The organism is Diaphorobacter sp. JS3051, from assembly GCF_015832135.1.
Taxonomy (GTDB): domain Bacteria; phylum Pseudomonadota; class Gammaproteobacteria; order Burkholderiales; family Burkholderiaceae_C; genus Diaphorobacter; species Diaphorobacter nitroreducens.
Window position 1 is genome coordinate 3303158 of the sequence record NZ_CP065406.1, and the last position, 25596, is coordinate 3328753.

Sequence of the window (25596 nt, forward strand, 5' to 3'; positions counted from 1 at the left end):
GTGGTGTCTCAAAAATAGATAGAACTATTTTGACCGGTGTTGGTCGAATCAGCTTCCTTATAGGAGACTACGCTGATGGCCCACCCTGGACGCCCCGCCACGAAGCTGCAGATCACCGATGCCGAGCGCGCAGAGCTGCATGCGCGACTGCGCGTACGCAAAGCGCCCGAGGACGAGAAGCTGCGCATGCGAATCGTGCTGGGCTGCGCAGATGGGGAGTCGGGCACCATGATTGCCCAACGCTTGGGCACGACGGTGCAAACTGTCTCCAAGTGGCGGCGGCGCTACCGGGCGTATCGTCTGGCGGGTTTGACCGATGCCCCGCGCGCTGGCCGCCCGCGCAGTGTGGGCGACGAGCAGGTTCAGCTCATTGTGGACAAGGTTCGCCAGAGCAAGCCTGACAACGCCACGCACTGGAGCGTGCGCCAGATGAGTCGGCACGCTGGCGTATCGCCCGCGACGGTGCAGCGCATCTGGCATGCCTTTGGGCTGAAGCCGCACCTGCAAGAAACCTTCAAGCTATCGACGGATCCCCATTTCGTGGACAAGGTACGGGATGTGGTGGGGCTGTATATGGCACCACCCGATCGCGCCTTGGTGCTGTGCGTGGACGAGAAGAGCCAGATCCAGGCTCTGGATCGCACCCAACCAGGGTTACCACTGACGTTTGGCAAACCCAGCACGCGCACGCACGATTACAAGCGCCATGGCACAACGTCGCTGTTTGCAGCGCTGGATGTGGCCACTGGCAAAGTCATAGGACAGCTCAAGCGCCGTCACCGCAGTGTGGAATTCCTGCAGTTCCTCAAAGCCATCGATGCAGCGGTGCCTGGCGAACAAGACATCCACCTGATCATGGACAACTACGGCACGCACAAGACGCAGGCAGTGCGGGCCTGGCTAGCAGCCCATCCTCGCTACCACGTTCACTTCACGCCCACCTCAGCGTCCTGGCTCAATCTGGTCGAGCGTTTCTTTAGCCAGATCAGCGAGCAGTGGATCAAGCGCAGCGCCCACACCAGCGTTGCTCAGCTGGAGCAATCCATACGGGAATACATTGATCGTCACAACGAGGATCCCAAGCCGTTCGTGTGGCATAAAAGTGCGGACACCATCTTGGCATCTGTGGCGCGGGCAGCGAGTACCATTATTTGATGATTACTTTTGAGACACCACACTAGGGCCTGTTCACACTATTTTTGCCAGTGCGAATGGCGTGAAAACCGCGCCAATCTAGGCGCGTGACGACGCCAAGGCCGGGGCCTTGGCTAGGAGGGCAACGACGAATGGCGTGGTTTTCACTCCGTTCCCTCCGGGTTGCGATCAAAAAGGGCCATTCGCGGCGTTGCCAAGCCTCGCTGGGGTAGCACCCCAGCTTCGTTTGGCGCCTTGCGCCTGGCCCTTTTTGATCGCAACGCATCTGGCAAAAATAGTGTGAACAGGCCCTAACCCACCAGCACCAGCCCGGGCGGCAGGCTGTCGCCCAGGCTGCGCTGCTGGTCCTCGGTCTCCATGGCCGTGGGCTGTTCCACCAGCGCGATCCAGCGTGCGGGCGCGTGGGTGGCGCGCATCTTTTCCAGCACTTCGGTGCGCAGAGCGTCGGGCAGGTCGCGGGCGCGGTCGCCGGTCATGCGGGCGATCTGCACGGCGGCGAACAGGGCATGCTCGTTGTGGCGCCAGTCCTCGCGCAGCGTGGCATGCAGAAACTCGGCCGCGGCCTCGGGCGGCATCACGCGGTGGGCGTTGGCTGCCAGCGGCTGGCGCGCGGCCAGGCGGCCGATGGCCCACCAGGTCTGTGCGGACTCATCGGGCCGCAGCAGGCGCTGCAGCATCCACTGGCCCATTTCCTGGCGGTACTGCCAGGGCACGGCCTCCATGGCGGCGAACAGGCGCAGCATGTCGTCGTAGCTGCCCCACGCGGCCTTGCCCTGGCTGCGTTGCACGGTCTTTTGCATGCAGCCGGCCACCGCTTCCAGCACCTGCATCTGCTGCGCCTCGTCCAGACCCGCGGCCACACGGCGCCAGAACACCCACCATTCGGTCCAGTTGGCGGCGTCCTGGCCGTGGCCCAGGCCCTGGGGGTAGAGCTGCCAGACCTGCGCGATGCGCCACGCGTCCAGCTCGGCGCCCACCCCGGGGCGCAAGCACCAGCCTGCCAGGTTGAGCCACGTGCGTTCGTGCTCGGGCGTGCGCCGGCGGCGGCGCGCACGCGCCAGCAATGCATCGAACAGCGCGCGCAGCAAGGCCACGTCCCAGCCGGCGCGGGGGCCCAGGAGTTTTTCCAGCGACTGGCGCAGCTGGCGCACCTCCCTGGGCGCTACGTCCTGTGCCTGGGTGCCGAAGATGCGGTCGATCAGCGCCAGCGCCTGGGGCAGGCGTGAGGCTTTACCCTCCGAGCCTTTTTGGCCGCTGACGCTTTCCGATTCTGCGCTGGCAGCTATCGATTTGGAAGCGCCATCGGTGCCCGCCGCGCCGCGCACGGCGAAGGGCAGCAGCCAGGATTGGTCCGCCTCCTGCGTTGCCACGCAGCGCACCTCCAGCGTGCCCACCTCGGTCATGCAGGCCTGCAGCTGCACCTCCACCTGGGCGGTGGCGCGGCCTTCGGGTGCGGGCAGCACCGTGGCCAGCGGCGGCAATTCCGCCCAGCCGTCGCCCTCCAGCGGTGCGATCTGCCCGGCCTGCGCCTGGCCCTGGCTGCGCGCCACCAGCGCGAAGCGCACGGCCTGGCCCAGCCGCAGCGCGAAGCGCCGGCTCGTCAGGACCAGGCGCACGCCTTCTTCGGTGCCGCGGGGCAGCAGGCAGATGCCCTGCGGCGCAGTGCCCGCCTTGCCCGGCAGCACCAGCCAGTAGCTGCGCGCCGAGCCGCCGCCGATGCGTGGGACTATGGTTTTAGGAGCTGCTGGCGCTTGTTCTGACTGGGCTGTGTGCGTATTTGATGATGAATGCTGCGCCAACCCGTACGCCGCAGCGCCGCGCGCCACGGCCCAGTCGGGGTGCGGGTTGTGCAGCACGCGGGGCAGTGCGCCGCGCCAGTGCGCAAGCACCTCCGCGAGCCGCTGCACCAGCGCCGGTGCATGGAATACCCCGCCGTTGAGCAGCAGGGTGTCGGGCAAGTCGCCCCCGGCGTGCTGCGCCAGGAACTGCGCCAGATGGCGCGTGATGGCCGCGTCGGCGGGGTAGGGCAGGCCCAGCCCGCGCAGCGCACCCTGGCGGCGCGCCGGGCGATCGCCAATCGGCACCTGCGGCAGAAAGCCTTCCACCACGCATTGCAGCACCTGCGCGCGCGTGAGCGTGGCCGTGTGCGTCTGCGCCAGCATGCGGCTGCCCGTGCCCAGCAGCGTGACTGCGGCGCTGTCGGGGGCGCCGTCGGCCAGCAGCAACTCCTTGGCCTGTCGGCAGCGCTGCACCAGTTGGGCAAAGCGCGCGGCGGGCAAACGCGCGGCGGGTAACCGCGCGGCGGGTAACCGCGCGGCGGGCAGGTGGCCACCGTCGCCGGCGAACTGCGGCTCCAGCAGGTGCGCCAGCGCCAGGTCCATGTTGTCGCCGCCCAGCATCAGGTGTTCTCCCACGGCGATGCGCGTCAGCCGGGGCGTGCCGCCGGCCTGCGTGTCCACGCGGATCAGCGTGAGGTCCGTGGTGCCGCCGCCCACGTCCACCACCAGCACCAGGCGGCAGCCCGCCAATTGCGCGGCCAGTTGTTCGCCTTGCAGCGCCAGCCAGTCGTGGAATGCGGCCTTGGGCTCTTCCAAGAGCTGCAGCGCTGGCAAGCCGGCCAGGCGTGCGGCTTCCAGCGTGAGCGCGCGCGCGCCCTCGTCGAACGAAGCCGGCACGGTGAGCACCAGGTCTTGCGCATGCAGCGGCGCATCGGGGTGGGCGGCGTCCCATGCCGCGCGCACATGTGCCAGGTACGACGCGCTGGCCTGCACCGGCGAGACCCGGGCCACGTCCTGCGGCGCGCCCCAGGGCAGGATGGGCGCCGTGCGGTCCACGCTTGGGTGGGACAACCAGCTTTTGGCGCTTTCCACCAGCCGCCCTGGCACGGCTGCACCCAGGTCGCGTGCCCAGCGGCCGAGGGTGGCGGGGGTGTCGTCCGTGGCCTCCAGGGGCGGCCAGGGCTGTCGCCACGCCTCGCCCAACTCGCCGGGTGCCGCCTGGTAGCGCGCCGAGGGCAGCAGCGGCTGCGCCTGCACGTCGCCCGCCGAGAGGCGCTGCGGGATGGGCAGCAGTGCGATGTCCGCCGCGCGGCCTTCCAGCGGCGCATAGGCGCAGGCGGTGTGGCTGGTGCCCAGGTCGATGCCGACGGTGTAGCGTTTCACCCGGCTAAGCCCATGAAGACAGCGCGCGTGCGATGCGCGCGTTGAACCGCTGCACCTGGGCGGCGGACAGGCGCTCGGCGCCGTAGAGCGAGAGCATGTCGAAGGCACTGCGTGGCGCGCAGGTGCCCAGCAGCGCGGTCTTGAGCACGCGCCGCACAGGCCGGCGCAGCACCAGCCGGTCCACCCACCAGGGCGAGCCCAGCGTGGTGATGGCCAGCGTCGTGCGCAGCCGGTGCAGGCGGGGGCGGATGGGCCCCAGGTCGCTCGCATGGTCGTAAGCCACGCCGGGCGCCCATACGCGGTCGAACCAGCCCTTGAGCACCGCCGGAAAGCCGAACCACCAGGTCGGAAAGACCAGCACCAGCGCCTCGGCCTGCAGCAGCCGGTCGATCTGCGCTTGCACGGCGCCGCCGTCGAAGGCCGTGCCGTAGTAGCTGCGGCGCTCCGCCGCCGTGAGCGCGGGCGCGAAGCCCGTGCGGCACAGGTCCTCCACCTGCACCGTGTGCCCTGCGGCGGTGAGGGTGCGGATGGCTTCCTGCGCCAGCGAATGGCACAGGCTGTCCTCCAGCGGATGCGCGATGACGACCAGGCAGTGCATGGCGCCGGCGTCAGGCCTGTGTCTGGGCGCGCACGTCGAACTCCACCTTCCAGCGCTCATGGCCTCCCACGGGCACGGCGCTCAGCTCCAGCGTGCCGATGTCGGTCACGCGGGCGTGCAGGGTGACGGGTACGACCTCGCCGGGCGTGCGGCCCTCGGGGGGCAGGTGGGCCTCGATCTCCTGCAGTTCCACCAGCTCTTCGGGTCCCCAGAAGTCCAGCAGCGTGCCCACGGTGTCGCCGCGGCGCACGCTGGAGCCGAAGAAGCGCAGCCGCACCGGCTCGCCCACCACCAGGCCGAATTCCTGGGCATGCAGCGCGACCTCGGTGCCTTCCTCCATGCCGAACGGCGCCAGGCACAGGGCGCTCAGGGGCGGCTCCATGCCGGGAATGGCGGGCATGTTGCTCTCCACGCCCACGTAGTAGCTTTGCGCCGTGCCGCCGCGGATGCGCACGCCGCGCCCCGCCGCAGTGACATGGCCGAAGTACGCCGCGCCGCGTGCCACGGCCAGGTCCAGCTGGGCGCCTTCCAGCAGCCGGGCCGGGGCGGCGCCCTCGGCAGCCAGCCAGCCGTTGATGACACCGACGATGCGCTCAGCGATCTGGGGGGCCTTCAGCACGCCCCCGTTGAACAGAAGGGCCGTGGGGTGCAGGAAGCTGGCGCCCCCCGCTTGCCTGCCGGCCAGGCCAGGGATCTGTGCCGTGGCATCCAGCTGGCGCGACAGGAAGGCCGCCAGGTGGCGCGTGACGGCCGCGTCCTGCGCGTAGGGCAGGCCCAGTTGCGTGAGCGCGCCGCGCGCGCGGGTCAGCGGCTTGTCGCCCACGGCCACCTGCGGGAAGAACCCCTCGACCAGCAGCGCCTGCACTTCGGCGCGCGTCACCTCGGTGCGGATGCTGCCGCCGATCAGCTTGCTACCGCGGCTGGGGACAACCACAGGCACGGATGGCAGCGCCTCGTCGGCCAGCAGCTGCTCCTTGGCCGCGCGGCAGCCATGGGCCAGGGCGCGGGTCTGCCAGGCATCCAGCGGCTTGCCCTCCTGGGCCAGCTTGCGCGCCACGCCATAGGCCAGCGCCAGGTCCATGTTGTCGCCGCCCAGCAGGATGTGCTCTCCCACCGCCACGCGCTGCAGTTCCAGGGCGCCGTCCTTCTCCAGCACCGCGATCAGCGACAGGTCCGTGGTGCCGCCGCCCACGTCCACCACCAGGATGATGTCGCCGCTGGCGACCTGCTTGCGCCATCCGCCGCCGCTGGCCTGGATCCAGCTGTACAGCGCGGCCTGGGGCTCTTCCAGCAGCGTCAGGCGCTCCAGGCCGGCGGCGCGGCAGGCCTCGGCCGTCAACTCGCGCGCGGCCGGGTCGAACGATGCGGGAATGGTGACGGTGATGTCCTGCTGCTCCAGCGGCGCCTCGGGGTGGGCCTGGTTCCAGGCCCAGCGCAGGTGCGACAGGTAGCGCGCCGATGCGGCCAGGGGCGACACGCGTGGCACCTCTGGCGGCGCATCGGGCGGCAGGATGGGCGCACGCCGGTCCACGCCCGGGTGGCACAGCCAGCTCTTGGCGCTGGACACCAGACGGATCGGCGTGGCCGCGCCGCGCGTGCGCGCCAGCTCGCCCACCACGCAGTCCTGGCCTGCGCCGCCACCGGGCAGCGCCGTGTCGGCGGCGCTCAACTCGCTCTCATGCGGCAGGTACAGGAAGGAGGGCAGCAGCGGCCGCGCCTCCACGCTGGCCGGTCCGGTGAGCTGCGGAATATCCAGCACCTGCTGCACGACGGTGTCGCCGTCGCTGGCGTGCCGGTCCACGTACGACAGCGCGCAGTGCGTGGTGCCCAGATCGATGCCGATGCTGTACTGGGCGTTATTTTTGCCTGTAGCGCTTGCAGGGTAAGCGCTGGCAGCTATGGTTTCAGGAGTGTTGGGCATATCCGTGTTCACAGCTCCACCTCGGCCTGGGCCAGCACGGCGGCGGCCCGCGGGTCGGTGAGCTGCGGCAGGCGCACGGCGGTCGCCTTCCAGCCGCGGTGGGTCAGCTGGCCCGTGAACGGCGCCTGGCCCAGCACATTGCCCGTGAGGCGCACGGCCGTGGCGTCAAAGCCGACCGGCAGGGTGACGTGGCTGCCCTCGCCCTCCGGGCGCACGGCCTCGATGGTGAAATGCTCGCGCAGCACCTTGCGGCAGCCCTCGTGGACCACGCGCGCGGCGGCGCCGATCTCGGCATCGGAGTAGGGCGCCACGTCTTCCTGCAGAAAGTCCACCAGGCGCGCCTCGCGCTGCAGCAGGCCCAGCAGCTGCAGCGCGGCGGTGTCGGTGGCGACTTCGACGCGCTTTTCCACCACTTTCTCGACGGGCACCTCCACGCGGACCTCGACGATCTTCTCCACGATTGTCTCCACGGGCACTTCCACCCGCACTGCCTGGGGAGCCGGTGGCGCCACGTCGGCGGCCAGCGCTTCACCCGCGCGCAGGCGCTGGATGTCGGCGGCCAGGCGGCCGTTGCCCAGGATGGCGAAAAAGCTGCCGATGGCGATGGCCACGCGGCGCAGGAAGGAGGGGGGTGCTGGAGTGTTCATGGCTGTCGCTGCAAGAGGGGCGCCGGGCCGAGGCGGCGCGGCGCACAGGGGCGGGTGCGGCGTTCGAGTGGTCCGGGAGGGGGACGGGGCTCGCCCGCGCGCGGCGCGCGAAGGCGGCGATGTTACCGAAAGGCGGCTATCCCTGGCCCGCGCGGGGTGGCGGGGCGGCCCGGCAGCGCGGGGGAATGGGGGACAATGCACGCGCCCTTCCTGGTCCGCTTCGCATGACGATCCATACCGACGACTTTGCCCCCTCTCCCCCTCCTGCGCGCGAGCGCGTGGTGTCGGCCGCACCGGCCTCCTCACAGGAGGAAGCGCTGGAGCGTGCGCTGCGCCCCAAGCTGCTGCAGGAGTACGTGGGCCAGGCCAAGGCGCGCGAACAGCTCGAGATCTTCATCGGCGCGGCCAAGAAGCGCGGCGAGGCGCTGGACCATGTGCTGCTGTTCGGCCCGCCGGGCTTGGGAAAAACCACGCTCAGCCACATCATCGCCACCGAACTGGGCGTGAACCTGCGCCAGACCAGCGGCCCCGTGCTGGAAAAGCCCAAGGATCTGGCAGCGCTGCTCACCAACCTGGAACGCAACGACGTTCTCTTCATCGACGAGATCCACCGCCTTTCGCCCGTGGTCGAGGAAATCCTCTACCCCGCGCTGGAGGACTACCAGATCGACATCATGATCGGCGAGGGGCCGGCCGCGCGCAGCATCAAGCTGGACCTGCAGCCCTTCACGCTGGTGGGCGCCACCACGCGCGCGGGCATGCTCACCAACCCGCTGCGCGACCGCTTCGGCATCGTTGCGCGGCTGGAGTTCTACACGCCCGATGAATTGGCGCGCATCGTCATGCGATCGGCCGGCCTGCTGGGCGCGCCCATCGATGCCGAGGGCGGCATGGAAATCGCGCGCCGCTCGCGCGGCACGCCGCGCATCGCCAACCGCCTGCTGCGCCGCGTGCGCGACTATGCAGAGGTGAAGGGTTCGGGCCACATCACCCTGGACATTGCCAACCGCGCGCTGACCATGCTGGACGTGGATCCGCAGGGCTTCGACGTGATGGACCGCAAGCTGCTGGAGGCCGTGGTGCATCGCTTCGACGGCGGCCCCGTGGGACTGGACAACATTGCTGCCAGCATCGGCGAGGAGAGCGGCACCATCGAGGACGTCATCGAGCCCTACCTGATTCAGCAGGGCTATCTGCAGCGCACACCGCGCGGGCGCGTGGCCACGCTGGCCGCCTACCGCCACCTGGGCGTGGCGCCGCCGCGCGCCGCGGGCGGGCTGTTCGAGTCCGCCTGATCGCTCAGGCCGCGTGGGGGGTGAGCGGCTGGGTCCGTGCGTCGGCTTGGTGCGCTGCGCCGCGGGTCAGCGCTGTGACCATCCCGCTCACGATGAGCACCTGGGCCGCATAGGAGGTGGCCAGCACCCACAACTGCGACAAGGGCAGCGGCTGCACGAAGCGGTTGGTGGCCAGCAGCGAATCGCTGAGCATGAAGCAGCACGCGCCCAGCGCCACCGCAAGCGACGAGCGCTCGCGCAGCGCTGCGTGGCGCCCCCAGGCCTGCGCCGCCATCAGCGCGATCACCACCACATACACGGCCACCGGCACCCGCAGCGCGGCCGGCAACCCGCCCTGCCACAGGAAGGCGTACATGCCGATGCCCAGCGCCAGCGTACCCCCGAGTGCCCCGCGGTGGCCGAACCACCCCACGCCCTGCTTGAACAGCGCGATGTAGCACAGGTGCGCCAGCAGGAAGCTCACCAGGCCGGGAATGAACAGGTGCTCTGACAGCATCAGGAACACGTCGCCCGCCAGCGAACCCAGCAGCGCGCCCAGCAGCAAGTATGAGCGGTGCAAGCCAAAACGGCCTGTAGCGCTCATTGGATAAGCGCGAATAGCTACATAAGTGATAGCAATCGCCATGGTCAGCGGCTTGAACAGCAGGTGCCACGCCGTGAACCCCAGCGCGCTGGTCGCCGTGGCCAGCGCGCCGGCTTCGATCATCAGCGCCAACCCCATGCCAATGCGCCCCTGCATGGCCGCGCCCAGCGCCCACTGGCAGGCCAGCAGCGTGGCGAACCACACGGCGTTGGTCGCCAGCGGTGCGCCGTCGGCCTGCCACAGGAATGCCGCCACGCCCGCCAGCAGCAGCACGAACTGCACGCCGGCAAACCAACGCAGCGGCGCGGACAGGGGTGGGTCGAACAGGGGCATGTCGTGGAGGTTGAAGGCCGGCTTGGGAAAGCGCTGCGCCACGTCGGCGGGGCGCCAGCCGGGGGCTTTCAGCCACACGCGCAGCTTGTCCGCCCAGCGGCGGGCGTGCCAGCTGTCGTGCAGCAGACCTGCATACACCTGGGCGTTGGCCCAGAGCGGGTCCCAGCTGTTGAGCAGGCCGCGCGTGCCGTACACGCATTTCTCCCGGGGGTCCTCGTCCTTGAAGGTACCGAACAGCCGGTCCCACACGATCAGGATGCCGCCGTAGTTCTTGTCCAGGTAGCTGTCGTTCACGGCGTGGTGCACGCGGTGGTTGCTGGGGCTGCAGAACCAGCGGTCGAACCAGCCCAGCCGCCCCACCTGCTCGGTATGCACCCAGAACTGGTACAGCAGGTCGACCAGCCCCACCACCACGAACACGAGCGGCGGCACGCCCGCCAGCGCCATCGGCAGGTAGAACACCCAGCCCAGGACCGCGCCGGAACTGGTCTGGCGCAGCGCGGTGGACAGGTTGTAGTCCTGGCTCTGGTGGTGCACCGCATGCGCGGCCCACAGCACGGCCACTTCGTGCCCCATGCGGTGCAGCCAGTAGTAGCAGAAGTCGTAGAACACCAGCGCGATGAGCCAGCCGTACCAGGTGGTCCAGAACGCCTCGCTGCGCCACAGCGCCAGGTGCTCATAGGCCAGCGTGTACAGCCCCACGCGCAGCAGCACGGTGAACACCGCGCTGGTCTGGCTGAGCATGCCCAGGCTGACGCTGCTCACCGCATCGGCCAGCCGCAACGCGGGCCGCCCGCGCCAACGGCCGATGGCCCATTCCAGCGCCATGAGGGCGAGGAACACCGGGGTGACGAGGACGATGATCTGGCTGCCGGACATGGGAACGATTGTGGGCTGCAGCCAAGTCCGCCGCGAGGAGGGCAACCCTTAAGCGCCTGCGCCTGAAAATCGGGTAGGTGGGCCTGGTTGCGCTGAAGGGGGCCGCGCCCTTCCACGCCGCCGCAAGGCGACCCGCGTCGCCGTCATCGCTGTCCGTCCCCGCCGCCGGGGCCCGCGTCCGCTCAGAAACGCTCCCACGGCTGCAGGTAGCGCCACTGCCCCTGGGGCACCTTGGCCAGGGGCACGCGGCCGATGCGGATGCGCTTGATGGCCCGCACGGACAGGCCCACGGCTTCGCACATGGCCGGGATCTGGCCGGGGCGGATGCCCTTGAGCGCGAAGCGCAGGCGTGTCTCGCTTTGCCAGCTGACCTTGATGGGCGGCAGCGGCCGGCCGTTGAAGCTCAGGCCGTGGCAGAGCTTTTGCAGTCCGCCGTCCGCGATCTGGCCTGCCACCTCCACGATGCACTCCTGTTCCAGCGTTTCGATGTCTTCCTGCAGCTTGCGGGCCATGCGCCGGTCCTGCGTGTAGACCACCAGGCCGCTGGCCTCGGTGGGCAGCGGCGTGAAGCATTCGAGCTGTTTGAAATGGCGCAGCAGCACGCGCGTGCCGGCGGCGTCTTCGGGCAGGTGCGACTGCGCGTTGAGCAGCGCGACGGCTTGCGGCGCGCCCTGGCTGCGGCTGCCGTGCGCGCCCGGTGCGCGGTGCGTCGCGCCAGTGACCAGGCCCAGCCCCGCCTCGTAGCCCGGCGGCTTGTGCAGCAGCAGGGTGACGGGCGTGAGCTCCATCGGGTTGGCGTCCGGCGCCAGCACCACGCTTTGCGCGGACGCCACGCGCGCACCGGGCAGCTCGACCACCTGACCGTCCACCGACACCCATCCCCCCTCGATGTACTGCTCTGCCGTGGTGCGCGAGCACTGGAACTGCTGCGCCACGCGCTTGGACAGGCGCACCGCGTCCGTTGGATGGCTGGACTCAGTCATTGCCGGGCTCCAGCATGCGGATGCGCTCCACATGCGCGAGCAGCGAGCGCTGCGCGATGGGCCACATGCGCTGCGGCACGTCGTCGTAGGCCAGGCGCACCCAGTCGTCCATGCTGCCTTCGGGCTGGGCCTGCATGGCGGCCAGCACCTTGGCCTCGCGCGCCAGGCGGTGGGCCTTCAGGCGCGCGATGGCGGTGCGCGCCCCATCTTCCGGGCCTCCCAGCACGTAGCCGTGCGCGGGCAGGATGAAATCGGCGCCGTGCTCGGCGCACAGCGCGTCCAGCCGGTCCAGCGAATCCAGGTAGTCCGCCATGTTGCCGTCGGGCGGGTCGATGACCGTGGTGCTGCCGTTCAGGATGTGGTCGCCCGAGAACAGCAACCCGTCCTCGCGCAGCAGCAGGCACAGATGGTTGGCTGCATGGCCGGGCGTGTGGATGACCTGCAGGGTATGGGTGATTTCGCCGTCCGGCCCTTGTCCAGCAAGCGTGAGCAGCTCATTATCTTGTAGCGAACGGTCGGGCGTGAACTGGCTGGCTGCACGTGCCGTGGGCGCCGAGGGCAGGCCCAGGATGGGCGGTGTGGCGCGCCCGGCGCGCACGCACATCGCCTGCAGCGGCGCGGCGCCGGGGGAATGGTCGGCGTGCGAATGGGTGCACACGATCATGCGGATGTCCCCGCCCGCGGCGCGCCAGAGCTTGTCCAGGTGCTCGGTGTCGGCCGGACCGGGGTCGATGGCGATGTAGCCCGTGGCCGGGTCGCCCACCAGGTAGCTGTTGGTGCCGGGGCCGGTCATCACGCCGGGGTTGGGGGCAGTGAGGCGCTGCACGTTCTTCAGCAGCGGCACGGGCGTCTCGCTCTGCCAGTCCAGCGCATGCTCGCCGCGGCCCGTGGGCGTGACCAGCGCCAGTTCGCCGAAAGGCGCCTCATCCTCCATGAAGCGCGCCTCCTTGCCGCCCAGCAGGCCCGAGCGCGGGCTGCTGACCCACAGGGGCTGCTCGTGCGCGACGGCGGCGAGCACGGCGTCCACGTCCGCAAACTGCGCCAGGCGCTGCAGCGTGCGGATGGTGGGGAAGATCATGAAGAACTGCCCCGCCTCGTGGCGCGCCAGCGCGTCGGCAGGGCTCACCCACACGGGCTCGAACTGCTCGGACTCGTCGGCCACGGGCTCCTGCCCCTCGGGCATGCGCGCGACGAGAAAGGGCACGGCGAAGCGCTTCGGTAAATTGCGGTCGGCCGTCCAGTGGGCCAGCCAGTACACGCGGTCGGCCGCCAGGCGCAGGCCGCGCGCGGCGCATTGCGCGGCGAACGTGGTGCCGGCCGGTGCTTGGCGTGCGATGGCGGCGATGTCGTCGGCCCCGGCCCAGCGGCCGTCGCCGTGGCGCGCCAGCAGCACGCCCAGCTCCTCGAAGCTTTCGCGGATGGCGGCCAGCGCGTCGGTCAGGCGCGCGGCGGTCTGCGCCGGGCGGTGGTCGGCCAGGGCGTGGGTGGCGGGGTCGGCGTCCTGCGTCTCGATGCCGCCGCCGGGGAACACGTAGGCGCCGGGCACGAAGCTGGCCTTGTCGGAGCGGCGCGTCATCAGCACCTGCAGCGTGCTGCCGCCGCCGGGTTGGGGCGCATCGCGCAGCAGCAGCACGGTGGCCGCGTGAAGGGGGGTGACCGGCTCGCGGTGGGGGTGTAGTTGTTGGCTCAGGCGTGGCATCGGCGCATTATCGGCAGGCGCACGCCGCCCGCCATCAGCCCTGCAGCGGGCGCAGCTGGGACAGGCGTTCCAGCACCGGGCCGATCAGCGGTTGGGCGCGCGGAATGCCCACGCTCCAGAGCATCTCCAGCAGCTCGATCAGCGCGGCGCCGTCGGCGCTGCGCTGCACGAGATGGGTGGCGGTGGCAACGTCTTCGGCATGCAGCCGGTCAAGTACGTCAACGGTCAGAGTCATGGTGGCCTCGCTCTCTCTTTTCTGGGGGCGATCAAAGGGACAACCTGCCCATGCCGGCCGAACCGCACCCGCGGCGGACGTGTTCAATCCGTGGGACGCAGCTGCAGCAGCCGCTGGAGCACGGGCTCCAGCAACTGCGGCGCGCGCGGAATGCCGCAGTTCCACAGCATCTCCAGCAGTTCGATGAGCGCCACGGCGTCGGCGCTGTCTTGCACCAGTTCCGTCGCGGCATTCGGGTCGGCGGCATGCAGCCGGTCGAGTACATCCATCGTCAGGGTCATCGCACCTCCGTTGTCGTTATCGTGGCCCGCCGCTGCCGGCAGGGCGGCGCGGCGGGAACCCCGGATGCTCCCCATGCAGCCCAGGGGCGGGCTGATCGAAATCAATAGCCGAGCAAAAAACTCGGATGTCAGCCGTGCGGGGTTTCCCCGTGGTTGCACCCAGGCGACGCGCGCATGCGGCGGATAATCGCGCCATGCACATCCGCTTCACCAAGATGCAGGGCGCGGGCAACGACTTCGTGGTACTCGACGAGACGCAGGGACGCCTGGGGCTCACGCCCGCGCAGTACCGCTTTCTGGCCGACCGCCACTTCGGCGTGGGCGCCGACCAGATCCTCACCGTGCGCCCCTCGCCCGGCGCGGGCATCGACTTCGAATACGTGATCCACAACGCCGACGGCGGCCAGGTGGAGCAGTGCGGCAACGGCGCGCGCTGTTTCGCGCGCTATGTGCGCGACAAGGGCCTCACCGCGCAGGACACGATCCGCGTGCAGACCATGGCCGGCGTCATCGCCCCGCACCTGACCGCCGACGGCCGTGTGACGGTGGACATGGGCCGCCCCGAGCTGGAGCCGGCGCGCGTGCCGTTCGACACCACGGGCCTCGCGCCCGTGTCGCAAGGTTCAGGCCAAAAATGGCCTCTGGCGCTTGATGGACAGGCGTCAGCAGCTACGCTATTGGTAGCAGTGGTGTCCATGGGCAACCCGCACGCCGTCCAGTTGGTCGACGATGTGGACACTGCCCCCGTGGCGCAGACCGGTCCCTTGATCGAAAGCCACCCGCGCTTTCCCCAGCGCGTGAACGCGGGCTACCTGCAGATCGTGAACCGTGGTGAAGTGCGCCTGCGCGTGTACGAGCGCGGCGCGGGCGAGACGCTGGCCTGCGGCACGGGCGCCTGCGCCGCCGTGGTGGCCGGCATCCGCCTGGGGCTGCTGGATGCGCGCGTGCAGGTGCACACGCGGGGCGGCCTGCTCACCATCGACTGGGCCGGCGGCTTGCAAGACCCCGTGTTCATGACCGGCCCCGCTACCACCGTCTTCGAAGGCGAGATCGACATTCCGGACGCTTTATGACCTCTTCCTCTCCCGTATCCCCCATCACCGAAGACGACATCGCGCACTTCCTGGCGAACACGCCGGGCTTCTTCGAGCGCCATGCCGAGTTGCTGGCCAGTGTCACCATCGCCAGCCCCCACGGCCAGCGCGCCGTGAGCCTGCACGAGCGCCAGGCCGAGATGCTGCGCGAGAAGATCAAGGGCCTGGAACACCGCGTGATGGAGATGGTGCGCCACGGCACCGAGAACGCCGCCATCACCCAGAAGATCCACCAGTGGACGCGCGAGGTGGCCGCCGTGCGCGATGCGGCCCGCCTGCCGCGCGCCGTGGAGAACGGCCTGCGCACGCTGTTCGACGTGCCACAGGTCGCGCTGCGGGTGTGGAACGTCGCGCCCGAGCACGCGGGCCTCGTCGCCACCCAGCCGGTGAGTGAGGACCTGCGCCTGTTCGCCTCGTCGCTGACCATGCCGTTCTGCGGGCCCAACCTGGGTTTCGAGGCCACGGCCTGGCTGCCCGAGGCGGGCGAGGTGCAGTCGCTGGCGCTGCTGCCGCTGCGCGAAGGCGCGATCGACAGCGCCGACCAGCCGGCCTTCGGCCTGATCGTGCTGGGCTCGCACGACCCGCACCGCTTCGAGGCCACCATGGGCACGGAATTTCTCTCGCGCATGGCCGAGCTGGCCAGCTCGGCGCTGTCGCGCATGCGATGAAAAAGTGAGCGGCTTGCGCTGGATGGATAAGGGTTTGCGTAGGTTTTTTGCCTGAAAACACCACGCATCAAGCGCAAGAAGCTCCTTATTCAGTAGCAAATGAACGACACGCCAGTTGCCCTGCACCTGCCGCCTGAGGCGTTGCAGTACCTGGAGCATGTGCGCGTGGAAAAGCGCCTGGCCGCGCGCACCCTCACGCTCTACACGCTGGACCTGCAGCGCCTGGCCGCCATGGCCGCGGGCGTGGATCTGCCGCTGCTGCGCCTGACCAGCGCGCACATCCGCCGCTTCGTGGCGCAGATGCATACCAGCGGGCGCAGCGGGCGCGGCATCGCGCTCATCCTCTCGGGCTGGCGGGGGTTCTACACCTGGGCCGCGCGCCAGGGGCTGGTGCCGCACAACCCCGTGCAGGACGTGCGCGCGCCCAAGGCGCCCAAGCCCCTGCCCAAGGCCCTGCCCGTGGACGAAGCGGTGCGCCTGGCCGAGCACCAAGAGACGGGCGCCGACCCCTGGCTGGAGGCGCGCGACGCGGCCATCGTCGAGCTGCTCTACGGCTGCGGCCTGCGCGTGGGCGAACTGGTGGGCCTGGACGTGGCGCCCAGCCCCGCCGCGCACCAGCAGGGGCGCGGCTGGGTGGACCTGCAGGCGGGCGAGGCGCATGTGTTCGGCAAGGGCTCCAAGCGACGCAGCGTGCCCGTGGGCCGCGCCGCCGCCGCGGCGCTGCAGGCCTGGCTGGCGCAGCGCGCGCTGCCGTTGGGTGCCGCGGGCGCGGCGCGGCTGGAGCCGGCGCTGTTCATCGGCCGGCGCGGCGCGCGGCTCACGGCGCAGTCCGTCTGGTCGCGCCTGCGCCAGCGCAGCCAGGTGGCGGGCCTGACCACGCCCGTGCACCCGCACATGCTGCGCCACTCGTTCGCCAGCCACCTGCTGCAGTCCAGCGGCGACCTGCGCGCCGTGCAGGAGCTGCTGGGCCACGCCAACATCACCACCACCCAGGTCTACACGCGGCTGGATTTCCAGCACCTGGCGCGGGTGTACGACGCGGCGCACCCGCGCGCGCGGCGCAAGCCCTAGGTGGCGGGCGGCGGGCGGTAGCCTGGTCCCGCACGCTCTGCGTCCGGCCGGGTGCGACAAAAGCGCTCACCCGCGCGCGCACAATCCGGGGATGAAAACCATTCGACTGAAACCCGGCAAGGAGCGTTCGCTGCAGCGCCGCCATCCCTGGATTTTTGAAGGTGCCATCGCCAAGGGCGGCGGCGACAGCGGCGAGACGGTGCGGGTGGAGTCGGCGGAGGGCCAGTTTCTTGCCTGGGCGGCGTTCAGCCCCCAGTCGCGCATCCGTGCCCGGGTGTGGAGCTTTGACGAGAAGCAGCGCATCGACGCTTCTTTTTTTATAGCTGCTTGCGCCCGATCCATAAGCGCTAGAGACCGTTTTCCCATTGAAAGCAATGGCGTGCGGCTGGTCCATGGCGAATCCGATGGGCTTCCGGGGCTGATCGTCGATCGCTACGAGGACACGCTGGTGGCCCAGTTCACCAGCGCGGGCACGGAGCGCTGGAAGGCCGTCATCGCCGATGCGCTGCTTCAGGCGACAGGCCTGTCGCGCCTGTACGAGCGCTCCGACGCCAGCGTGCGCCAGTTGGAAGGCCTGGCGCCCGCCACCGGCTGGCTGCGCGGGCAGGGGCCGCAAGAGCTGACGATCCGCGAGCATGGCTGGCGGCTCACGCTCGACATTGCCGAAGGGCACAAGACGGGCTTCTACCTCGACCAGCGCGACAGCCGGCACCATTTCTTTGCCACGGTGCAACGCCTGGGCCTGCAGCGCGTACTCAACTGCTATTGCTATACGGGCGGCTTCACGGTGGCGGCGCTGGCCGGCGGCGCGGGGCAGGTCACGTCCATCGATTCTTCCGGCCCCGCGCTGGAGCGTGCGCGGGCGCACGTGCAATTGAACGGGTTCGACGCGGCGCGGGCCGAATTTCTGGATGCCGACGTGAATGGATCCCTGCGCCGCTTCCTGGCCGAAGGGCGGCGCTTTGACGCCATCGTGCTCGACCCGCCGAAGTTCGCCCCCACGGCGGCGCATGCCGAGCGTGCGGCGCGCGCCTACAAGGACATCAACCGCCTCGCGCTGCAACTGCTGGAGCCTGGCGGCGTGCTGTATACCTTTTCCTGCTCGGGCGGCATCAGCGCCGAGCTGTTTCACAAGATCGTGGCCTCGGCGGGTGCGGATGCGGGCGTGGACGGCTACGTGCTGGGGCGCCTGGCCGGCGCGCCCGACCACCCGATGACGCTGGAGTTCCCCGAGGGCGAGTACCTCAAGGGTCTGGCCATCATGCGCAAGCCGGCATGACGCTGCGGGCGCGAAGGTCTTGACAGGCTCTGTACACTGAAATTCGATTCCCATGCGGCGGTCGTCCAGGCCGCCGTTTTGCGTTTGCACTCCACGGAAAGCGACCCATGGCCCTGATTCCCGTCACCATCCTCACCGGCTTCCTCGGCTCCGGCAAGACCACGCTGCTCAAGCGCGTGCTGTCCGAAATGCACGGCCAGAAGATCGCCGTGATCGAAAACGAGTTCGGCGAGGAAAACATCGACACCGACATCCTCAAGACCGAGTCCAAAGAGCAGATTCTGCAGATGAGCAACGGCTGCATCTGCTGCACCATCCGCGAGGATCTGCGCGAAACCCTGCAGCTGTTGGCCGCCAAGCGCCGCAAGGGGCTGGTGGCGTTCGACCGCGTGGTGATCGAGACCACGGGGCTTGCCGACCCCGGCCCCGTGGCGCAGACTTTTTTCATGGACGATGAGATCGCCGAGACCTATCTCATCGATTCCATCATTACTTTGGTGGACGCCAAGCACGCCCAGCAGCAGCTGGACGACCGCCAGGAAGCACGCCGGCAGGTGGGCTTTGCCGACCAGATCTTCCTGTCCAAGACCGACCTGGTGAGCGAGGAGGAGAAGAACGACCTGATCCACCGCCTCAAGCACATGAACCCGCGCGCGCCCATCCGCGCGGTGCATTTTGGCGATGTGCCGCTGGCCGAGGTGCTGGACCTGCGTGGCTTCAATCTCAATGCCAAGCTGGACATCGACCCGGACTTCTTGAAGGAAGAAGACGCGCACGACCACAGCCATTGCGACCATGACCACGGGCACTGCGAACACGAGCACGACCATGGTCATGGCCATGCGCACGGCGGCCACGACCATGGCCATGAGCACAAGCATGACGAGCACTGCAAGCACCCGCATCACCACCACCATGACGACGACGTCAAGAGCTTTGTCTACCGCGCCGACCGTGCCTTCGATCCGGCCAAGCTGGAGGACTTCCTGGGCGCCATCGTCAATATCTACGGCCCGCGCATGCTGCGCTACAAGGGCGTGCTGAATATGAAAGGCACCGATCGCAAGGTGATCTTCCAGGGCGTGCACCAGCTCATGGGCAGCGACCTGGGTCCCCAGTGGGCCGAAGGCGAGGCGCGCCAGAGCAAGATGGTGTTCATCGGCATCGACCTGCCGCAGGACATCCTGCAACAGGGGCTGGAGCAGTGCCTGGTGTGAGACCCGTGGTGGCTGGCGGCAAAGTGCACTACGCCTGTGTGGTATCCACAACGTTTTGCGCTCGGCCAGCGCAGGTCTATACAATCGCGCCCCGGCAAAAACGCCCCCTGGGGCGCGTGCCATTCGCACCGTGCTGCACGAGGGGCCCTGGGCCCCGCACGCAGGCGGAAAAAGCCCGAACTGCGAGGAGACAGGAAGTGAAAGCCCAGTCCAGCAAAGCCCAGGCTGCGGCCCAGGCCAAGCGCGCGGGCGACGAACCCGCGCAGGTAACCGCGCGGCGCCTCCGGCCTTCTCCTTCCGGTTCCGGGCAATTGACCGTACCATCCAAGGCCACCGCGGCGGCGCCCGGCGCCCCCGAAGCCAGCTTTACCAAAACTATGCCTACGACCCTGCAAACCCCTGTGGCGGCCGCCAAGAAAGATCCCAAGCTGGCCAACAACTGGAAGACCAAGTCTGCCGAAGACCTGACGGATGCCGAAGTGCTGGCCATGCCCGAGAGCGAGTACATGAATGAGAAGCAGCTGGCGTTCTTCCGCCACAAGCTGACTCAGCTCAAGCAGAACATGCACCACAACGCGGGCGAAACCACCGAGCACCTGCGCGAGGACACCGTGGTGGTCCCTGATCCGGCCGACCGCGCGACGATCGAGGAAGAGCACGCGCTGGAACTGCGCACGCGCGACCGCGAGCGCAAGCTGCTCAAGAAGATCGAGCAGTCCATCGCGCGCATCGACGCCGGCGACTACGGTTATTGCGACGAGACGGGCGAGCCCATCGGCGTAGGCCGCCTGCTGGCGCGCCCCACGGCCACGCTGTCGCTGGAGGCGCAGCAGCGCCGCGAACTCAAGCAGAAAATGTTTGGCGACTGACCCAGCGGTCGATTGCCGCGAGACGCCCGCACTGCGCACGCCCATTTGCATCCATGAGCAAGGAGGACACCACCACATCCGGCGGCCTGCTGTCCAAGATGGTGCGGTTCGTGCGCAATCCCACCGTCAACTGGTCCGATCTCGATGCGGTCGAGGCGGACCGCGAGAGCCAGTACAGCAAGCAGATGCTCAAGGAGATGATCGAGCGCAAGCGGCGCAACGATTTCGTGCGCCGCCGCGAGTTCGATCAGCTGCGCAAGCTGCGCCAGCGCGAGGCCCTGCACGGCCAGCGCCCTGAAGACATCACTGCGCGCACGTCGTTCTTCCAGACCAGCATGACCTCGCCCGATGAGCGGGCCGTCACGCTCAAGAAGATCGACGAGATCGAGGCGCAGATGTCGCAGCAATGGTGGAAAGGCAAAGGGTCGGGCGAAACCCCGGCCCCAACCCCTGCGGCGCCCGCGCCTGACGGTGCGGCGCTGCCCGCAGCGTCCGCAGCCCCCGCGCCGCGACCCCCACCGGTGGCTGCCGCGGCTTTTGCCGCCGCACCCACCGCAGGACAACCGTCGCCTGCGGCCGCGGCCATGGCGGCGGCGCTGGCCTCCAGCGGGCTGGCCGGCGACCCCGCGCGCGCCTTTGCGCCGACGGCGCCGCTGAGCCTGCCGCCGACGCTCGACAAGGCGCCCGCCGTCGAGCCGATGTTCCACGACGCGAGCCCGGTGGTCGTACCCCCGCCGCTCGCGGAGGACGCGCCGCAGCCCGCGCCGTCCCAACCGGAGAAGTTCGTGCACGAACCCGACCTGGAAGAGGCCGCGATCCGCTTTGCCAATGGCGACTATGCCGGCGCGGAGTCGGGCCTGAAGGAAGTGCTGGTCCAACACGAGCACAGTGACCCCCAGCAGCAGCATGACATCTGGATGACCCTGTTTGACCTGTACCGGGCCACGGGCCAGCAGGAGCCTTTCGACGCGCTGGCCATTGACTATGCCGCTCGTTTCGGTCGCTCGGCGCCGCTGTGGTTCTCGTTGCCCGAACAGCTGGGTTTGAAGGCCATGACGCCTGACGTGGGTGCACCCGCCATCCCGCAGAGGGAACTGAGCTGGAGTGCGCAATCCACCCTCACGCAGCAATCGATTGCGGCGCTGCAGGCCTCGCTGGCGCGTTCCGCGCCGCCCTGGACCCTGAACTGGACGCGGCTGACCGCGATCGATCTGCCGGCGGTCACCGCGCTGGCCGAGCTGTTCGAGGCCTGCGCGGAGCGGGATGTGCAGATCCACTTCGTCGGCACCGCCGCGCTGCAGGGGGTCCTGCAGGCCCACACCCAGTCGGGGGACCGCGGCGCCGATCCACAGTGGTGGCGGCTGCGCATGGCGGCACTGCGGCTCATGGGGCTGCCCGATGAATTCGAACTCGTCGCGCTGGACTACTGCGTCACCTACGAGGTCTCGCCGCCATCGTGGGTGCCTCCGCGCTGCGGCTACAGCGGCGACGACGGTGCGCAGCCACCGGCCACGCCAGACGCGGCCGACAGCGCGCTGTACGCGTCGGGGTTCGCGCTGTCGCAGCCGGGCGGCGTGGACGAGGGGCCTGCCGCCACGCTCGAAGGCCACATCGAGGGGGATGCGGCCTCCGTCCTGGAGCCGCTGGAGCCTCTCGTGCGCCCCGGTGTGCCGCTGAACGTGGCCTGCGACCGGCTGATCCGCATCGATTTCGCTGCCGTGGGCTCGGTGCTGAACTGGGCGGCCACCCAGCAGGCGCAAGGGCATGTGGTGCAGTTCACCAACCTGCACCGGTTGGTCGCCGTGTTCTTCAACGTGATCGGCGTGAACGAGCACGCCTGGGTGGTGCCTCGCAAGAACTGAGGCCGCACCGGCTATTTGCCACTCCGGGGCCGTTGCCGAGAAGGTGCTCTGCCGTGCTTGCAAGGCGGCGCGGCGCCCCCATATGCACCAGCTATGGAACAGTACCACGGCACCACCATCCTCAGCGTCCGGCGCCAGACGGCAGACGGCATCCAGGTCGCCCTTGGCGGCGACGGCCAGGTCACCCTGGGCAACATCGTTGTCAAGGGCACGGCGCGCAAGGTGCGCAAGCTCTACCAGGGGCGGGTTCTGGCAGGCTTTGCCGGCGCCACGGCCGATGCGTTCACGCTGTTCGAACGTTTCGAGGCCAAGCTGGAAAAGCACCAGGGCCAACTGACGCGCGCGGCCATCGAACTCACCAAGGATTGGCGTACCGACCGCGTGCTGCGCCGCCTGGAGGCCATGCTGGCCGTGGCGGACCATTCCGCGTCCCTCATCATCACCGGCAACGGCGACGTGCTGGAGCCCGAGCAGGGCATCGTCGCCATCGGCTCGGGCGGCGCCTACGCCCACTCGGCCGCCAAGGCGCTCTTGAGCAACACCGACCTGCCCGCGGCCGAGATCGTCAAGAAGTCGCTGGAGATCGCGGGTGAGCTGTGCATCTACACCAACATGCACCACACCATCGAGACGTTGTAGGCGTCGTGTGGTTGGCTATCTTTTTTGTAGCTGTTTGCGCTTGTCTATCAAGCGCCAGCGGCTCATTTGACTCATAAAGACAGGCAGGCTGCAGCATGTCCTCCATGACTCCCCAGGAAATCGTCTCCGAGCTCGACCGCCACATCGTCGGCCAGAACGGCGCCAAGCGCGCCGTGGCCATTGCACTGCGCAACCGCTGGCGCCGCCAGCAGGTGGACGCCAGCCTGCGGCACGAGATCACGCCCAAGAACATCCTCATGATCGGCCCCACGGGCGTGGGCAAGACCGAGATCGCGCGGCGCCTGGCGCGCCTGGCGGACGCGCCGTTCATCAAGGTCGAGGCCACCAAGTTCACCGAGGTGGGCTACGTGGGCAAGGACGTGGATTCCATCGTCCGCGATCTGGTGGAAGTGGCCGTGAAACAGACGCGCGAAGCCGACATGAAGAAGGTGCGCGTGCGTGCCGAAGACGCCGCCGAGGACCGCATCCTGGACGTGCTCATTCCTCCGGCGCGCGGCGCCAGCGTCGATACCGCGCGCACCGGCGAGCCCGCGGGTGACAGCACGGCGCGCCAGGTGTTCCGCAAGAAGCTGCGTGAGGGCCAGCTGGACGACAAGGAGATCGAGATCGACCTGGCCGATGCGCGGCCGCAGTTCGAAATCATGAGCCCGGCCGGCATGGAGGAGATGACCGAGCAGTTGCGTGGCATGTTCAGCCAGATGGGCCAGGAGCGGCGTCGCGCGCGCAAGCTCAAGATCGCCGAGGCCATGAAGCTGCTGGTCGAGGAAGAGGCCGCCAAGCTGGTCAATGAGGAAGAAGTCAAGACGCGGGCGCTGGCCAACGCCGAGCAGAACGGTATTGTTTTCATCGATGAGATCGACAAGGTCGCGTCGCGCCAGGAGGCCGGCGGCGCCGACGTCTCGCGTCAGGGCGTGCAGCGCGACCTGCTGCCGCTGGTGGAGGGCACCACGGTGTCCACAAAGTACGGCATGGTCAAGACCGACCACATCCTGTTCATCGCCTCGGGGGCGTTCCACCTGGCCAAGCCGAGCGACCTGATCCCCGAGCTGCAGGGGCGCTTCCCTATCCGCGTGGAACTCACCTCCCTGTCGGTGCAGGACTTCGAGGCCATCCTCACGCAGACCCATGCGTCGCTGGTCAAGCAGTACCAGGCGCTGCTGGAGACGGAAGGCGTCACCCTGGATTTCACGCCCGAGGGCATCACCCGCCTGGCCCACATTGCCTTCGAGGTGAATGAGCGCACCGAAAACATCGGCGCGCGCCGCCTGTCCACGGTGATGGAGCGGCTGCTGGACGAGGTGAGTTATGACGCCACGCGCCTGTCGGGGCAGACCGTGGTGGTGGATGCCGGCTACGTGAATGCGCGGCTGCAGTCGCTGAGCCAGGACGAAGACTTGTCCCGATACATCCTGTGATGCCTGGTTGCGCGGGGCGTCAAGCCTTCATAAACCACTTGCATACCTGCAGCTAAGTGCTTAATCAATAAGGACATTTGCCCGATTTTCACCTTGGAAATCGGCGCTAAGTCCTTGATTTCATTGCAAAATTTTGTTGCGGCGCCTCTTGCCTGGTGTTCTTTTCCTGCTACAGTGCAAAAAAGTGCAATTAAGTGGTGAAAAGTGCCCTTTGCGCCCTCTCTCGGGGTGGAAAGCGGCAGTAGCGGGCAAGGGGTTCCATCGGTGTTTCAAGGGGCGTCATCGCTGAGTCTGGATGCAAAGGGGCGGCTGTCCGTGCCGACCCGGCATCGTGACGCCCTCACGGCGCAGGCGGGCGGCCAGCTCACCCTCACCAAGCACCCCGATGGCTGCCTGATGGTCTTCCCCCGTCCCGAGTGGGAGAAGTTCCGCGAGCGCATTGCCCAGCTGCCCATGTCCGCGCAATGGTGGAAGCGCATCTTCCTCGGCAACGCGATGGACGTGGAGATGGACGGCACCGGCCGGGTGCTGGTCTCGCCCGAATTGCGCGAGGCGGCCGGCCTGTCCAAGGACGCCATCCTGCTGGGCATGGGCAACCACTTCGAGCTGTGGGACAAGGCCACCTACGAGGCCAAGGAAGCCGCGGCCATGCAGGCCGAGATGCCCGATGTCTTCAAGGATTTCTCTTTCTAGGGGCCGCGTGTGAACCAGCCCCTGCAACACACCACGGTCCTGCTCGACGAGGCGGTGCACGCCTTGCTGGGCGATGGCGATGCGCCTGCGGGCACCTTCGTGGACGGCACCTTTGGCAGGGGAGGGCATTCGCGGCTCATCCTGCAGCGGTTGGGGCCGCAAGGCCGCCTGGTGGCGTTCGACAAGGACACCGAAGCCATTCAAGCAGCGGCGCGCATCACGGATGCGCGCTTTTCCATTCGGCACCAGGGGTTCAGCCATCTCGGGGAACTGCCCGCCGCCAGCGTGTCCGGTGTGCTGCTGGACCTGGGCGTGAGCTCCCCGCAGATCGACGACCCCCAGCGCGGGTTCAGTTTTCGTTTCGATGGTCCGCTGGACATGCGCATGGACACCACGCGTGGCCAGAGCGTGGCCGAGTGGCTGGCAGATGCCGAAGCGGCACAGATTGCGGAGGTGATACGTGACTACGGTGAAGAACGGTTTGCTGGCCCCATTGCAAAGGCGATTGTTGCTCGGCGCACGGAACGCGGCCCCATTGCAAGCACCGCCGAACTGGCCGACATCGTGGCTGGCGCGGTCAAGACCCGCGAGCCGGGCCAGAACCCTGCAACGCGCACATTTCAGGCTCTTCGGATTTTCATCAACGCCGAGCTTGAGGAGCTGCAGCAGGCGCTAGAGGGCAGCCTGCACGTGCTGCGGCCCGGTGGCCGGCTGGTGGTCATCAGCTTCCACTCGCTGGAAGACCGCATCGTCAAGCAGTTCATCGCACAGCACTCCAAGGAGGTCTACGACCGCCGTGCGCCGTTCGCGCCGCCCCAGCCGATGCGGCTCAGGGCGCTGGAGCGCATCAAGCCGAGCACGGACGAGGTGGCCGCCAACGCGCGTGCGCGCAGCGCCGTGATGCGCGTGGCGGAACGCACGGAGGTGCCCGCATGAGCGACGCGCGGATGCGCCATGTGGCCACGCTGCACGCGCATGCACGGGGCGCGCTCGCTCCG

22 protein-coding genes are annotated in these 25596 nt (G+C 68.7%); 13 read left to right on the forward strand and 9 right to left on the reverse strand.

Going from position 1 to position 25596, the window contains the following annotated elements; translation table 11 throughout:
• Positions 1 to 75: 75 nt before the first annotated feature.
• Complete coding sequence (locus I3K84_RS15735) at positions 76 to 1155, forward strand: IS630 family transposase (RefSeq protein WP_005801445.1); 1080 nt, start codon at positions 76 to 78, stop codon at positions 1153 to 1155.
• 290 nt (positions 1156 to 1445) lie between these two features.
• Here I3K84_RS15735 and I3K84_RS15740 read toward each other — a convergent pair whose 3' ends face one another.
• The 4 genes from I3K84_RS15740 to I3K84_RS15755 are packed head-to-tail and all read right to left on the reverse strand — an operon-like array spanning position 1446 to position 7482.
• On the reverse strand, positions 1446 to 4316 hold the full coding sequence (locus tag I3K84_RS15740) for an Hsp70 family protein (protein WP_196994957.1): 2871 nt from the start codon (positions 4314 to 4316) through the stop codon (positions 1446 to 1448).
• Positions 4317 to 4320: 4 nt separating this feature from the next.
• Positions 4321 to 4914, reverse strand: coding sequence for an NAD(P)H-dependent oxidoreductase (locus I3K84_RS15745; protein WP_172208559.1), 594 nt, complete (start codon positions 4912 to 4914; stop codon positions 4321 to 4323).
• A gap of 10 nt (positions 4915 to 4924) precedes the next feature.
• On the reverse strand, positions 4925 to 6835 hold the full coding sequence (locus tag I3K84_RS15750; RefSeq protein WP_196994958.1) for an Hsp70 family protein: 1911 nt from the start codon (positions 6833 to 6835) through the stop codon (positions 4925 to 4927).
• An 8-nt stretch (positions 6836 to 6843) separates the two neighbouring features.
• A complete protein-coding gene (locus I3K84_RS15755) occupies positions 6844 to 7482 on the reverse strand; it encodes a DUF2760 domain-containing protein (protein WP_196994959.1) in 639 nt (212 codons plus the stop codon).
• A 224-nt stretch (positions 7483 to 7706) separates the two neighbouring features.
• Between I3K84_RS15755 and ruvB the strand changes: the two genes are divergently transcribed.
• Positions 7707 to 8777 carry a Holliday junction branch migration DNA helicase RuvB gene (ruvB, locus tag I3K84_RS15760; protein ID WP_011806788.1) on the forward strand — a complete coding sequence of 357 codons (1071 nt, stop codon included), beginning with the start codon at positions 7707 to 7709 and terminating at the stop codon, positions 8775 to 8777.
• A gap of 4 nt (positions 8778 to 8781) precedes the next feature.
• Here the strand turns inward: ruvB and I3K84_RS15765 are convergent, their stop codons facing one another.
• From I3K84_RS15765 to I3K84_RS15785, 5 genes are all read right to left on the reverse strand, one after another.
• Positions 8782 to 10572: a lysoplasmalogenase family protein gene (locus tag I3K84_RS15765; RefSeq protein WP_196994960.1), complete on the reverse strand. Its 1791-nt coding sequence runs from the start codon at positions 10570 to 10572 to the stop codon at positions 8782 to 8784.
• A gap of 182 nt (positions 10573 to 10754) precedes the next feature.
• A complete protein-coding gene (locus tag I3K84_RS15770; protein WP_196994961.1) occupies positions 10755 to 11555 on the reverse strand; it encodes an rRNA pseudouridine synthase in 801 nt (266 codons plus the stop codon).
• The gene (locus I3K84_RS15775; RefSeq protein WP_196994962.1) at positions 11548 to 13254 is read right to left on the reverse strand and encodes an MBL fold metallo-hydrolase; all 1707 of its coding nucleotides are present in this window, start codon (positions 13252 to 13254) and stop codon (positions 11548 to 11550) included. Before I3K84_RS15775 ends, I3K84_RS15770 begins: the two co-directional genes overlap by 8 nt.
• Before the next feature lie 34 nt (positions 13255 to 13288).
• Positions 13289 to 13489: a hypothetical protein gene (locus tag I3K84_RS15780; RefSeq protein ID WP_196994963.1), complete on the reverse strand. Its 201-nt coding sequence runs from the start codon at positions 13487 to 13489 to the stop codon at positions 13289 to 13291.
• An 83-nt stretch (positions 13490 to 13572) separates the two neighbouring features.
• Positions 13573 to 13770 carry a hypothetical protein gene (locus tag I3K84_RS15785; RefSeq protein ID WP_015914278.1) on the reverse strand — a complete coding sequence of 66 codons (198 nt, stop codon included), beginning with the start codon at positions 13768 to 13770 and terminating at the stop codon, positions 13573 to 13575.
• 194 nt (positions 13771 to 13964) lie between these two features.
• On the opposite strand from I3K84_RS15785, the gene dapF reads away from it, so the two are divergent.
• From dapF to rsmH, 11 genes are all read left to right on the forward strand, one after another.
• Entirely contained in the window at positions 13965 to 14843 is an 879-nt protein-coding gene (dapF, locus tag I3K84_RS15790) for a diaminopimelate epimerase (RefSeq protein WP_088888328.1), read from the forward strand.
• Complete coding sequence (locus I3K84_RS15795; RefSeq protein ID WP_011806781.1) at positions 14840 to 15532, forward strand: DUF484 family protein; 693 nt, start codon at positions 14840 to 14842, stop codon at positions 15530 to 15532. Before dapF ends, I3K84_RS15795 begins: the two co-directional genes overlap by 4 nt.
• 99 nt (positions 15533 to 15631) lie before the next feature.
• Positions 15632 to 16603, forward strand: coding sequence for a tyrosine-type recombinase/integrase (locus tag I3K84_RS15800; protein WP_196994964.1), 972 nt, complete (start codon positions 15632 to 15634; stop codon positions 16601 to 16603).
• Positions 16604 to 16694: 91 nt separating this feature from the next.
• Positions 16695 to 17882: a class I SAM-dependent rRNA methyltransferase gene (locus I3K84_RS15805; protein ID WP_196994965.1), complete on the forward strand. Its 1188-nt coding sequence runs from the start codon at positions 16695 to 16697 to the stop codon at positions 17880 to 17882.
• A 107-nt stretch (positions 17883 to 17989) separates the two neighbouring features.
• Entirely contained in the window at positions 17990 to 19099 is a 1110-nt protein-coding gene (locus I3K84_RS15810; protein ID WP_103737188.1) for a GTP-binding protein, read from the forward strand.
• Between the two features lie 23 nt (positions 19100 to 19122).
• Complete coding sequence (dksA, locus tag I3K84_RS15815; protein WP_333489994.1) at positions 19123 to 19968, forward strand: RNA polymerase-binding protein DksA; 846 nt, start codon at positions 19123 to 19125, stop codon at positions 19966 to 19968.
• Between the two features lie 53 nt (positions 19969 to 20021).
• A complete protein-coding gene (locus tag I3K84_RS15820; protein ID WP_172208520.1) occupies positions 20022 to 21830 on the forward strand; it encodes an STAS domain-containing protein in 1809 nt (602 codons plus the stop codon).
• A gap of 93 nt (positions 21831 to 21923) precedes the next feature.
• Positions 21924 to 22469 (forward strand): ATP-dependent protease subunit HslV, encoded by a 546-nt coding sequence (hslV, locus tag I3K84_RS15825; RefSeq protein WP_015914271.1) that lies wholly within the window; start codon positions 21924 to 21926, stop codon positions 22467 to 22469.
• Positions 22470 to 22564: 95 nt separating this feature from the next.
• Complete coding sequence (gene hslU, locus I3K84_RS15830) at positions 22565 to 23905, forward strand: ATP-dependent protease ATPase subunit HslU (protein ID WP_088888335.1); 1341 nt, start codon at positions 22565 to 22567, stop codon at positions 23903 to 23905.
• Positions 23906 to 24169: 264 nt separating this feature from the next.
• Positions 24170 to 24598 carry a division/cell wall cluster transcriptional repressor MraZ gene (gene mraZ, locus I3K84_RS15835; protein WP_011806773.1) on the forward strand — a complete coding sequence of 143 codons (429 nt, stop codon included), beginning with the start codon at positions 24170 to 24172 and terminating at the stop codon, positions 24596 to 24598.
• 9 nt (positions 24599 to 24607) lie between these two features.
• Positions 24608 to 25534: a 16S rRNA (cytosine(1402)-N(4))-methyltransferase RsmH gene (rsmH, locus tag I3K84_RS15840; protein ID WP_196994966.1), complete on the forward strand. Its 927-nt coding sequence runs from the start codon at positions 24608 to 24610 to the stop codon at positions 25532 to 25534.
• Positions 25535 to 25596 lie beyond the last annotated feature (62 nt).

What these genes read in the sequence shown, in the direction of transcription:
- I3K84_RS15735 (WP_005801445.1), top strand. Translation starts at nt 76, where the DNA reads ATGGCCCACCCTGGACGCCCCGCCACGAAGCTGCAGATCACCGATGCC.
- I3K84_RS15745 (WP_172208559.1), bottom strand. Translation starts at nt 4,914, where the DNA reads ATGCACTGCCTGGTCGTCATCGCGCATCCGCTGGAGGACAGCCTGTGC.
- I3K84_RS15750 (WP_196994958.1), bottom strand. Translation starts at nt 6,835, where the DNA reads ATGCCCAACACTCCTGAAACCATAGCTGCCAGCGCTTACCCTGCAAGC.
- I3K84_RS15755 (WP_196994959.1), bottom strand. Translation starts at nt 7,482, where the DNA reads ATGAACACTCCAGCACCCCCCTCCTTCCTGCGCCGCGTGGCCATCGCC.
- ruvB (WP_011806788.1), top strand. Translation starts at nt 7,707, where the DNA reads ATGACGATCCATACCGACGACTTTGCCCCCTCTCCCCCTCCTGCGCGC.
- I3K84_RS15765 (WP_196994960.1), bottom strand. Translation starts at nt 10,572, where the DNA reads ATGTCCGGCAGCCAGATCATCGTCCTCGTCACCCCGGTGTTCCTCGCC.
- I3K84_RS15770 (WP_196994961.1), bottom strand. Translation starts at nt 11,555, where the DNA reads ATGACTGAGTCCAGCCATCCAACGGACGCGGTGCGCCTGTCCAAGCGC.
- I3K84_RS15775 (WP_196994962.1), bottom strand. Translation starts at nt 13,254, where the DNA reads ATGCCACGCCTGAGCCAACAACTACACCCCCACCGCGAGCCGGTCACC.
- I3K84_RS15780 (WP_196994963.1), bottom strand. Translation starts at nt 13,489, where the DNA reads ATGACTCTGACCGTTGACGTACTTGACCGGCTGCATGCCGAAGACGTT.
- I3K84_RS15785 (WP_015914278.1), bottom strand. Translation starts at nt 13,770, where the DNA reads ATGACCCTGACGATGGATGTACTCGACCGGCTGCATGCCGCCGACCCG.
- dapF (WP_088888328.1), top strand. Translation starts at nt 13,965, where the DNA reads ATGCACATCCGCTTCACCAAGATGCAGGGCGCGGGCAACGACTTCGTG.
- I3K84_RS15795 (WP_011806781.1), top strand. Translation starts at nt 14,840, where the DNA reads ATGACCTCTTCCTCTCCCGTATCCCCCATCACCGAAGACGACATCGCG.
- I3K84_RS15800 (WP_196994964.1), top strand. Translation starts at nt 15,632, where the DNA reads ATGAACGACACGCCAGTTGCCCTGCACCTGCCGCCTGAGGCGTTGCAG.
- I3K84_RS15805 (WP_196994965.1), top strand. Translation starts at nt 16,695, where the DNA reads ATGAAAACCATTCGACTGAAACCCGGCAAGGAGCGTTCGCTGCAGCGC.
- I3K84_RS15810 (WP_103737188.1), top strand. Translation starts at nt 17,990, where the DNA reads ATGGCCCTGATTCCCGTCACCATCCTCACCGGCTTCCTCGGCTCCGGC.
- I3K84_RS15820 (WP_172208520.1), top strand. Translation starts at nt 20,022, where the DNA reads ATGAGCAAGGAGGACACCACCACATCCGGCGGCCTGCTGTCCAAGATG.
- hslV (WP_015914271.1), top strand. Translation starts at nt 21,924, where the DNA reads ATGGAACAGTACCACGGCACCACCATCCTCAGCGTCCGGCGCCAGACG.
- hslU (WP_088888335.1), top strand. Translation starts at nt 22,565, where the DNA reads ATGTCCTCCATGACTCCCCAGGAAATCGTCTCCGAGCTCGACCGCCAC.